Consider the following 10,259-nt stretch of genomic DNA (forward strand, 5'->3'; position numbering starts at 1 on the left):
AGCAGTAGGTCAGCATATTGACAATATAAGTTTAGCGATGTCTTGATTTCGATCATCCGCACTTGCGGATCGAGGGCCTGCTGGGCGAAGCGTTCGGGGTCGAAGCGGCCCTCGCGGGTGCGACAGCCGAAATACCCACTGCCCAGCTCCCAGGTCAGGTCACCGCCGTGTTCGCGGTGGTAAGGGCTGATGCTGCCTTCGCCGGTGTCGTGGGCGAAGTTGCCCAGTTTGGCGCCTTTGTTGAGAGCCCGAATGGCGTTGGCGCTCAATGAACCGAAACTCATGGCCGAGACATTGAAGATCGAGGCGCTATAGGGCTGAGTGCACTGCGGGCCGCCCACGCTCACCCGAAAACTGGCTGGGTCGCTCAAGGGGGCCGGGCGCATGGAGTGGCTGATGAACTCGAAGCCCGGCTGGTACACATCGATCAGGGTGCCGAAAGGTTTGTCTGCGGTTTCGTTCTTGGCGCGGGAATAGACCAGCGAGCGCTGTGCGCGGGAGAAGGGCAGGGCGTCGCTGTCGGACTCCAGCAGGTACTGGCGAATTTCCGGGCGGATGGTCTCGACCAGGTAACGGATATTGCCCAGGATCGGATAGTTGCGGCGCACGGCGTGGCGGGTCTGAAGCAGGTCGAACAGGCCGATCAGGCTCAATACGGTGGTGAGCAAGGTGAAAGGCCAGAGCCACTCATGCTGTTCGAACGGGAGGGTGACGAGGCTGAACAGAACGCATGCGGCAAAAAAAGCGTAACGACTTAACAACGAAAGGCTCATACGGTTTCCTTGGAGGGTTCTTCTTTGAGTTGTGGTTCCGATCCCGCTTCCTGTACCGAGGGGGTTGCCCCCGATCAGGGTAAGTCAGCAATAAAGAAGGCGCTGACTCGTTTTTGGAGGCAAGCCTCCTCGCTACAGGTCATTCTGTTCTCCTCACAGGGGCGCAAACAAGCGCGTGCGGCGCAACAGTCCATCTCGCAATGCTCAAGAATAGCGAGGTGAGAATAGCTGATGATGAATGACGACTCTTTGATATAGCGCCTGGGCACAGCGCTATGAAAAATCGATCTCACAAAACATGAGTGTTATGTTATGATGTAACAAGTTGTTCCACTGCCTGGAGATTGAACATGAAACCCGGAATCCACCCCGAATACCGTCAAGTGCTGTTCCATGACACCGCCGCAGACGTGTTCTTTTTGATCGGCTCGACTGCCGACACCGATCGCACCCACGCCCATACCGACGGCGTTACTTACCCTTACCTGGCCTTGGACGTATCGAGCGCCTCCCACCCGGTGTATACCGGCCAACAGCGCAAGACCCAGGCCGAAGGCCGCATCGCCGGCTTCAACAAGCGCTTCGCCGGTTTTGGCAGCAAGGCTTGAGCAGTGATAACCGCCGGTGCGACTAGCGAAGAATCAGGGCCTCGCGCAACGCGGGGTCCTGCGCTATCCAGTACTGCGGTTTGCCCGCGATCATCGCTGCCGCCGGGATGCCATCACGGTAGACCAGGCGGTTGCCGCTGATCGCGGGCACCTTGCTGCCCGGCAACAAGGTGCCGACCAGATTCAGTGGGTCCACTGCGCTGACGGTCACCATCCCACCGTCCATAGGCCGTTTGCGCACTTCGCGCAGCAACGGTATGGCTTCGGGCAGGGCGAATTGCTCACCTGCCAGGCCACTGACGAAACGCCCGCCGCGGATCTCGCCCCGGGCTTCCAGGCGGTGCAGGGTGCGCAGCAGTTCACGCCAACTCGGCAGCCAAGCGGCCTCACGCTCCAGCAAGCGCCAGAACACCACGCCATAGCGCCGCAGCAGGGTCATGGCGACATGTTCCAGAACCTCATCGCGCGCCTGGCCTGCGCTGGGTTTGCGCAGCGAGGCCCAACGTCCGGCATCATCCATGCCGCCGACAAACGCCCCGCGGCCGCGGCGGCTGCTGTGCGCCTGGCGTTTGCTCGTTGGCGTGATCAACGCGCGCAAGCCGGCGAAACTGTCGGCATTCACCTGGCCGGCGGCGACCAGCTCCTGCAGGGCGTTTTCCAGTTCGCTGCGCAGCAGATGGGCCTCGCTGCTCAGTTCATCGAAAAACAGCGCGCCTTGGTCGGCGAGCACGTCGAGGACTTTTTGCGCGCGCAGGGATATTTCCGGTGCTGACGGCTTTTCGGCAGCGAGCCCTCTCGCTACAGGGGCGCTGTCGAGGCTGCGCCAGAGGCCGACCTGAGCGCGCGGCAGCAGGACGATGGGCGTGCTGCGCAAAGTATTGCCGGCTCCGGCGCGTCCGCCGAGGCGGGTCCATACGGTCTTGCCGGAGCGGCAGGCATCGTCCAGCCAGGTCAGCGCGTAACCCTTCACCCGGCTGGGCAACAGCTCGCTCTCCCAGGCGCCAGCGGGGGCGCTGAAGCCTTCGAATTGCTGCAGCACCGCGCTCAAGGCCGCCGGGCCCTGCAGGCGTGTGGCGCTGGACAGGTGCTGCCAATCGAACAGGAAACGCATGAAATCCTGCAGCGCCACGGGCTCTATTTCCTGACGCAGGCGCTTGACCGTGTAGCGATGAATGCGCGCCAGCAAGTGCCGTTCGCACCACTGGGTATCACGTACACCGGGCCGGAAATGCCCACGCAATACGTAGCCTTCACCCTCCAGCACCGCCAAGGCCTGTTCGACCTCGTTCGGCATCAGGGCCAGTGGCCGGCAGATATCCCCCAGCAACATGGGCCCGCAGCCGCTAAGGCGCGCGCGAAGCAATTCGACCCGTGCGCCATCGCTCTCCCAGGGTTGATCGAAACCTGCCAGTGCCGGTAACGCCGGGGTCATCGACGGATAGACCGCCTGTACACAGCTCAGGCGCTCGCGAGCGAACCACAGCCGCCGCTCGCCGGCCTGCAACCACATCGCCCGGCCCTGGCCGGCCAGTTGCTCGAGCCAGGCTTGCCAGAAGGGCTGCACATCGACCTCGGCTTGCTCGATCACCGCCAACTGCATCAGTGCCTCGTGCATCTCATCGGCGCGGGTGGGGTCAGGCCATGCCTGAAGGCAGACATCCTCGATCGCCTGGGCGTCCAGCGCGCCGAGATCATCGGCCGCTTCCGGGTCGCTCCAGCGCCGACTGAGCACGGCCTGGGTGCGGCGCTCCTCCAGCGGCGCGTCATCGAGGAAGGCGTAGGGCCGGGCATTGAGAATCGCCGCAGCCAGGGGCGATGGCGCCGGCAAATCACGGCTGAGCAAGCGCACCTGGCCTTGCTCCATGCGCCGCAGCAAGGCCAGCCAGGCGTCGCTGTCCATGGCCTCGTGCAGACAGTCGTCGAGGGTCTGCTTGACCAGCGGATGGTCCGGCACGTCGCGCTCGCCGACGATGTTTTCCAGGCAGGCGATCTGATCCGGGAACACTGTGGCGATCAGGTCCTCGCTTTTCATTCGCTGGATCTGCGGCGCCACTTTGCGGCCCCCGGCATAGCGCGGCAGCGCCAGGGCGGTGCCGGCGTTCCAGCGCCAACGCACGCCGAACAGCGGCGCATCGAGCACCGCCTGAATAAGGATCTGCTCCGCTGTGGCGCTGTGCAGATAGTGCCAGATATCGTCCAGCTCGAAGCTGTGGGTGGTCGACAGCGACAGCACGATGGCGTCTTCACTGGCCGCCGCCTGCAGCTCGAAATTGAAGGTGCGGCAGAAACGCTTGCGCAAGGCCAGGCCCCAGGCGCGGTTGACGCGACTGCCGAACGGCGTGTGGATGATCAGCTGAGTACCGCCGGACTCGTCGAAAAAACGCTCCATGATCAGTGTCTGTTGGGACGGCAGCGCGCCCAGTGCCAAACGCGTGCGGGCCAGGTAGTCGACCAGTTGCTCGGCGCTGGCCGGGTTCAGGCCCAGTGTCTGGCACAGCCAGTCGACAACTGGCGCCAGTTTGCCCGCGCTGGCGTGCAGGCGTTCGTCGATAGCCCCTTGCAGGCGCGCCACCGACAGCGACAATTCGGCGCTGCGCCCAGGTGCTTCTCCCAGCCAGAAGGGGATATTGGGCGGCATGCCTTGGGCATCTTCGACCCGCACACGGCCGGTCTCGATGCGCAGGATGCGATAGGAGGTGTTGCCGAGCTGGAAGATATCGCCGGCGATGCTTTCGACCGCGAAGTCTTCGTTGACGCTGCCGATATTCAGCGCCTGGGGCTCGAGGATCACGCTGTAGTCGGCGTTGTCGGGAATAGTGCCGCCGCTGGTGACGGCGGTCAGTTTGCTGCCGCGTCGCCCGCGCAGCAGGCCGCTGACGGCATCGCGGTGCAGATAGGCGCTGCGCACGCCTTGGCGACCGCTGTAGCCCTCGGCAAGCATCGCCAGCAGTGCTTGATAGTCAGCTTCCTTGACGTCGCGAAAGGGCGTGGCGTTACGGAACAGTTGCAGCAGCGGCTGCTCGGGCCACTCCTGGCAGCTGACTTCAGCGATGATCTGCTGGGCCAGCACGTCCAGTGGCGCTTCGGGTATGTGCAGTACGTCCAGTTCGCCGCGATGAATGCAGTCCAGCAGCGCTGCGCATTCGATCAGGTCGTCGCGGGAGGTGGCGAACAGTCGGCCCTTGGGCGTGCCCCCGACGTAGTGCCCGGAGCGACCGACCCGTTGCAAAAAGGCCGAGATCGAGCGTGGCGAAGCGATCTGGCACACCAGGTCGACTTCGCCGATGTCGATCCCCAGCTCCAGCGACGCGGTGGCCACCAGCACGCGCAAGTCGCCGCGCTTGAGGCGTTGTTCGGCATCCAGGCGTTGTTCCTTGGCCAGGCTGCCGTGGTGGGCAGCCACCACGTCACGGCCCAGGCGATCACTGAGGTGGCGGGTCAAGCGTTCGGCCAGACGCCGCGTATTGACGAACACCAGGGTGGTGCGATGCTCGTTCACCAGCTCGGCCAGGCGGTTGTAGACCAGTTCCCAGACGTCGTTGGCCATGACCGCGCCAAGCTCGACTGGCGGCACTTCGATGCCCAGGTCCCGGGGCCGGGCGTGGCCGATATCGACGATGGCGCACGCGCGTTGGCTGCCTGCAAGGAAGCGCGATACCGCCTCGATCGGCTTTTGCGTGGCCGACAGGCCAATCCGCCGCAGCGGTCGTTGGCAGAGCGCTTGCAGCCGCTCCAGGCTCAGCGCCAGATGGCTGCCGCGTTTGCTGGCGGCGATGGCGTGGATTTCATCGACGATCACCGTATGGGTGCTGGCGAGCATCTGCCGACCGCTGTCCGAGCCGAGCAGCACGTACAGTGACTCGGGCGTGGTAACGACGATATGCGGGGCGCGCTTGCGCATGGCGGCGCGGTCTTTTTGCGGGGTGTCGCCGGTACGTACGGCAGTGCTGATCGGCACCGGCGGCAGGCCCATGCGCTGCAGTTGTTCGCTGATGCCTTGCAACGGGGCCTGCAGATTGATCTGGATATCGTTGGATAACGCCTTGAGCGGCGAGATATACACCACGAACGTTTGCGCGGGCAGCTTGCCGTCGTGAGCCAGGCCGTCACGGATCAACTCGTCGAGCACGGCGAGGAAGGCGGTGAGGGTCTTGCCGGAACCGGTCGGGGCAGCGATCAGCGTCGACTGGCCGCTCTGGATCAACGGCCAGGCCTGCGCTTGGGCGGGCGTCAGTGCCGGGAACCGCTGGTTGAACCAGGCCTGGATCGCAGGATGGAAGCCCGGGAGCGGGGCGGTGTTGAGGGGGGCGTTCATGTGATGATTAATGGGGGGTGAGTTGGGTGGCTGCAAGGTTGTTCGTCGGATTGCTCGGGCGTGGAGGCGGTTGCTGTGCTTTGAGATTGGGGTGGTTCCGCTTTCGAGCCGGCCTTGGGGTCGCGGCCCCCGCCATTGGCCCCTCGCTGACGCTCGGGGTTCCCGCGCTTCGACGCACTGGCGAGGGGCACGCCCCGATGGGCCTTCCGTGGCCCAACGGGGCTTAGCCGGCATCCATGCCGGCTATCCCCTCGCCAGTGCGTCGAAGCGCGGCCTGCTGGAAGGGGGCCGCGACCCCAAGGCCGGCTCGAAAGCAGAACAGTGATATTTGTGTTGTTGCTTTAAAAAGCTCTATTTGCGTGGGGCACTCAAATCTCGGCTGGTCCTTTGCTGCGGGCCTGTGCGGATCGCCCCTCCAGCAGGCCGCGTGCAGGCGCCTGAAGAGAGGGAGATCCCGGCAGGATGCCGGGTCAGGCGCGTTGGGCCATGGATGGCCCATTGCGCCGTGCCCTCTCTTCAGGTGTCTGCACGCGGGTACCCTGAGCCTAGGCGAAGGGCCAATGGACAGGGCGAGCCGCACAGGCCCGCAGCAAAGGGCCCGTACACAACCCTCAAAACCACCGCCAATAGTCTTCTGCCGTTGCCGTTGCCGTTGCCGTAGGGGCACCACCACTGGCCTGGCCACCGCCGTTCAGCAAATATCTGGCAACGGCCTTGGCGGTCGGGGCCCCTCATGCGATCCTGCGCCGCCTGTATTCAGGACGAAACCGCCATGTCGAAGATCATTCATATCGCCGCCGCTTTGCTGCTCGACGCCCAAGGACAAACCCTGCTGGTGCGCAAGCGTGGCACCACGGCCTTCATGCAGCCCGGCGGCAAGATCGAGGCTCACGAACAGCCTGTCGAAGCCTTGGCCCGTGAGCTGTTCGAAGAATTGGGGCTGAGTATCGACACTCAACAGGCCGAGTATCTTGGTCAGTTCAGTGCCCCGGCCGCCAACGAGCCGGGATTCGAAGTGTGCTGCCAGCTGTTTCGGGTGCACAGCGTCGCGGCCGTGCAGCCCGCCGCCGAAATCGAAGAGGCGCGCTGGGTCGATATCGACCAGGTCGAGCCTCTCGAACTGGCGCCGCTGACCCGCGACCTGATCCTGCCGTTGCAGCGCGAATTCGCCCAGGCCCAGCGCAGCGCCTGAGCAGGCAATCACCGCGCCGCGCTGACCCCATCCAGGGTCGAGAACGAGGTGTCCTTGGCGGTCAGCAAAAAGTCGCGCATGTACGGCGCATCGAGCATGTCGGTGCGCACCGCCGCATACAATGTCGCGAACAGGCCCTTGTCGCCTAGGCGCTTGGCCTTCACATAGCCGCGCGAGCTGTATTCGTGCAGTGCCCAATGTGGCATGCCGCACACGCCGCGACCGCTGGCCACCAGCTGCATCATCATCACCGTCAGCTCGGCCGTGCGCACTTGCCCGGGTTCGACGTCGGCAGGCTCCAGGAACCGCGTGAAGATATCCAGGCGATCCCGTTCCACGGGATAAGTGATCAGCGTCTCGCTGGCCAGGTCCTCGGGCACGATAAACGGCTTGGTGGCCAACGGGTGCTGGTTGGCCACCGCCAGCATGGCCTCGTACGTGAACAGCGGCACGTAGGTGATACCGGCCAGTTCCACCGGGTCGGAAGTCACCACCAGGTCCAGGTCGCCGCGGGCCAGGGCTGGGAGCGGCGCGAAGGCGAAACCCGAGGCCAGATCGAGCTCGACCTCGGGCCAGGCGTCGCGAAATTGATCGATGGTCGGCATCAGCCACTGGAAGCAACTGTGGCACTCGATCGCCATGTGCAGGCGTCCGGCGGTGCCGCCCGCGAGCCGCGCGATATCCCGTTCAGCGCCGCGTAGCAAGGGCAACGCAGCATCGGCCAGTTGCAGCAGGCGCAGGCCGGCGCTGGTAAAACGGATGGGCTTGGTCTTGCGCATGAACAGCGGCATGCCCAGGCGCTCCTCCAGCTCCTTGAACTGATGAGACAACGCCGACTGTGTCAGATGCAGGCGCTCGGCGGCTTCAACCAGGCTGTCGGACTCGCGCAGGGCGTGCAGGGTCTTGAGGTGACGAATTTCCAGCACCGTCGTGCTCCATGAATGATACTTGTGATGAAAGCGAATTTATTGAGTTTGTCTCATGTTGCCTTCCCTGTCGACAATGGCGCCATCTTTTACAGGGAGCACACCTCATGGCATTGGCCCACAACCTCGGATTTCCGCGCATCGGCGCCGACCGCGAACTCAAGAAAGCCCAAGAGTCCTATTGGAAGGGCGACCTCGATCAGGCCAGCCTGCACGCCGTCGGCCGTGAACTGCGTGCCCGCCACTGGCAAGTGCAAAAGGATGCAGGCATCGAGTTGCTGCCTGTAGGGGATTTCGCCTGGTACGACCAGGTTCTCGGTCACTCGCTGGCCCTGGGTGTCATCCCCGAACGTTTCGCCACGCTCAAGGGTGCCGACGGCCGGCCGACCCTCGATACGCTGTTCGCCATGGCCCGTGGTGCCAGCACCTGCTGCGCAGGTGAAGCGGGCAAGGGCCAATACGCTCAGGAACTCACCAAGTGGTTCGACACCAACTATCACTACCTGGTCCCGGAATTCAGCGCGCAGCAGCGCTTTGTGCTCAGTTGGGATCAACTCTTCGAGGAGGTCGACGAAGCGCTGGCGCTGGGCCACAAGGTCAAACCGGTGCTGATCGGCCCGCTGACCTACTTGTGGCTGGGCAAGGCCAAGGGCGCTGAATTCGACAAACTCGACCTGCTCGAGCGCCTGCTGCCGGTATACGGCGAGATCCTCAGCCGGCTGGCTCGCCAAGGCGTGGAATGGGTGCAGATCGACGAGCCGATTCTCGGCCTCGACCTGCCGCAGGAATGGAAAAACGCCTTCGAGCGCGCCTATCACATCCTCCAGTACTCGCCGCTCAAAAAGCTCATCGCCACTTATTTCAGCGGTCTCGAAGACAACCTGGGGCTCGCCGCCGGGCTGCCGGTGGACGGCCTGCACGTCGATCTGGTGCGGGCCGCCGAGCAACTGCCGGCGGTGCTTGATCGCCTGCCCAGCTATAAAGTGCTGTCGCTGGGTGTGGTCAATGGCCGTAACGTCTGGCGCTGCGACCTGGACCAGGCCCTGGGGCTGTTGCAGCAGGCTGCCCAGCGTTTCGGCAACAATCTGTGGGTGGCGGGCTCCTGCTCGTTGCTGCACAGCCCGGTCGATCTGGGGCGTGAAGACAAGCTCGACGCCGAGCTCAAGGGCTGGCTCGCCTTTGCCGTGCAAAAGTGTGGCGAAATCGCCGTGCTGGCTCAGGCCCTGGACTCGCCACACGCGCCGCACGTGCAGCAAGCCCTGAACGCCAGCCGCGCTGTGCAGCGCAGCCGTGCGCAATCGGCCCGTATTCACAAGCCTGAAGTACAGTCACGGTTGCAGGCGGTGACCGCGGCCGATAGCCAGCGCCAGTCGCCCTTCGCCCAGCGTATCGAGGCGCAGCGTGCGCGCCTGCACTTGCCGGCCTTCCCGACCACCACCATCGGCTCGTTCCCGCAGACCTCGGCCATCCGCCTGGCGCGCCAGGCGTTCAAGCAAGGCAAGCTGTCGGCCAATGACTACACCGACGCGATGCACAGCGAGATCCGCCACGCGGTGCAGGTCCAGGAGCGCCTGGGCCTGGATGTGCTGGTGCATGGCGAGGCCGAGCGCAACGACATGGTCGAATATTTCGCCGAGCAACTGGACGGCTATCTGTTCACCCGTTTCGGCTGGGTCCAGAGCTATGGCTCGCGTTGCGTCAAGCCGGCGATCATCTACGGTGACCTGAGCCGCCCGCAGCCCATGACCGTGGCCTGGATCGAATACGCCCAGCGCCAGACCGACAAGGTCATGAAGGGCATGCTGACCGGCCCCGTGACGCTGCTGATGTGGTCGTTCCCGCGCGAAGATGTGTCCCGCCAGGTGCAGGCGCAACAGCTGGCGCTGGCGATTCGTGACGAGGTGGTGGACCTGGAGCGGGCCGGCATCAAAATCGTGCAGATCGACGAGGCGGCCTTTCGTGAAGGCTTGCCGCTGCGGCGTGCGCAATGGCAGGCCTATCTGGATTGGGCGGTAGAGGCGTTCCGGTTATGCGCCAGCGGCGTGCGTGACGATACGCAGATCCACACGCACATGTGCTACAGCGAATTCAACGACGTGATCCAGGCGATCGCGGCTATGGACGCCGATGTGATCACTATCGAGACTTCGCGTTCGGACATGGAACTGCTGGAGGCGTTCGAAGCGTTCGACTATCCGAACGATATCGGCCCCGGTGTCTACGATATTCACTCGCCGCGGGTGCCGGACACGGCCGAAATGGTCAACCTGCTGAGCAAGGCGGCTACACGTATCCCCGCCGAGCGGCTGTGGGTCAACCCGGACTGCGGGCTCAAGACGCGTGCCTGGCCCGAGACCGAAGCCGCGTTGCTGAACATGGTGGCGGCGGCGCGGCAATTGCGCAGCCAGCTGGCGTGAGGGAGTGGCCCTGGTGCTGCCACCAGGG

Annotated in this window: 5 protein-coding genes and 1 pseudogene; 3 read left to right on the plus strand and 3 right to left on the minus strand. The window is 64.2% G+C overall.

Features of this window, described 5'->3' with window-relative positions; all coding sequences use genetic code 11:
- Positions 1-41: 41 nt before the first annotated feature.
- Positions 42-773, minus strand: a pseudogene (locus LIX93_RS15995) (glutamate synthase-related protein); the annotation flags it as partial.
- A gap of 350 nt (positions 774-1,123) precedes the next feature.
- Between LIX93_RS15995 and LIX93_RS16000 the strand changes: the two are divergent.
- Positions 1,124-1,381 carry a type B 50S ribosomal protein L31 gene (locus LIX93_RS16000; RefSeq protein ID WP_226505032.1) on the plus strand — a complete coding sequence of 86 codons (258 nt, stop codon included), beginning with the start codon at positions 1,124-1,126 and terminating at the stop codon, positions 1,379-1,381.
- Between the two features lie 22 nt (positions 1,382-1,403).
- Here the strand turns inward: LIX93_RS16000 and LIX93_RS16005 are convergent, their stop codons facing one another.
- Positions 1,404-5,696, minus strand: a complete 4,293-nt coding sequence (locus LIX93_RS16005; protein WP_226505033.1) for a DEAD/DEAH box helicase — start codon at positions 5,694-5,696, stop codon at positions 1,404-1,406.
- Between the two features lie 772 nt (positions 5,697-6,468).
- On the opposite strand from LIX93_RS16005, the gene LIX93_RS16010 reads away from it, so the two are divergent.
- On the plus strand, positions 6,469-6,888 hold the full coding sequence (locus LIX93_RS16010) for an NUDIX domain-containing protein (protein WP_226505034.1): 420 nt from the start codon (positions 6,469-6,471) through the stop codon (positions 6,886-6,888).
- Positions 6,889-6,896: 8 nt separating this feature from the next.
- Here the strand turns inward: LIX93_RS16010 and metR are convergent, their stop codons facing one another.
- Complete coding sequence (metR, locus tag LIX93_RS16015) at positions 6,897-7,814, minus strand: transcriptional regulator MetR (RefSeq protein ID WP_226505035.1); 918 nt, start codon at positions 7,812-7,814, stop codon at positions 6,897-6,899.
- A gap of 107 nt (positions 7,815-7,921) precedes the next feature.
- On the opposite strand from metR, the gene metE reads away from it, so the two are divergent.
- Positions 7,922-10,231: a 5-methyltetrahydropteroyltriglutamate--homocysteine S-methyltransferase gene (metE, locus tag LIX93_RS16020; protein ID WP_226505036.1), complete on the plus strand. Its 2,310-nt coding sequence runs from the start codon at positions 7,922-7,924 to the stop codon at positions 10,229-10,231.
- The last annotated feature ends 28 nt before the right edge of the window (positions 10,232-10,259 follow it).

This window comes from Pseudomonas sp. MWU16-30317, from assembly GCF_020515695.1.
In the GTDB taxonomy this organism is placed as follows: domain Bacteria; phylum Pseudomonadota; class Gammaproteobacteria; order Pseudomonadales; family Pseudomonadaceae; genus Aquipseudomonas.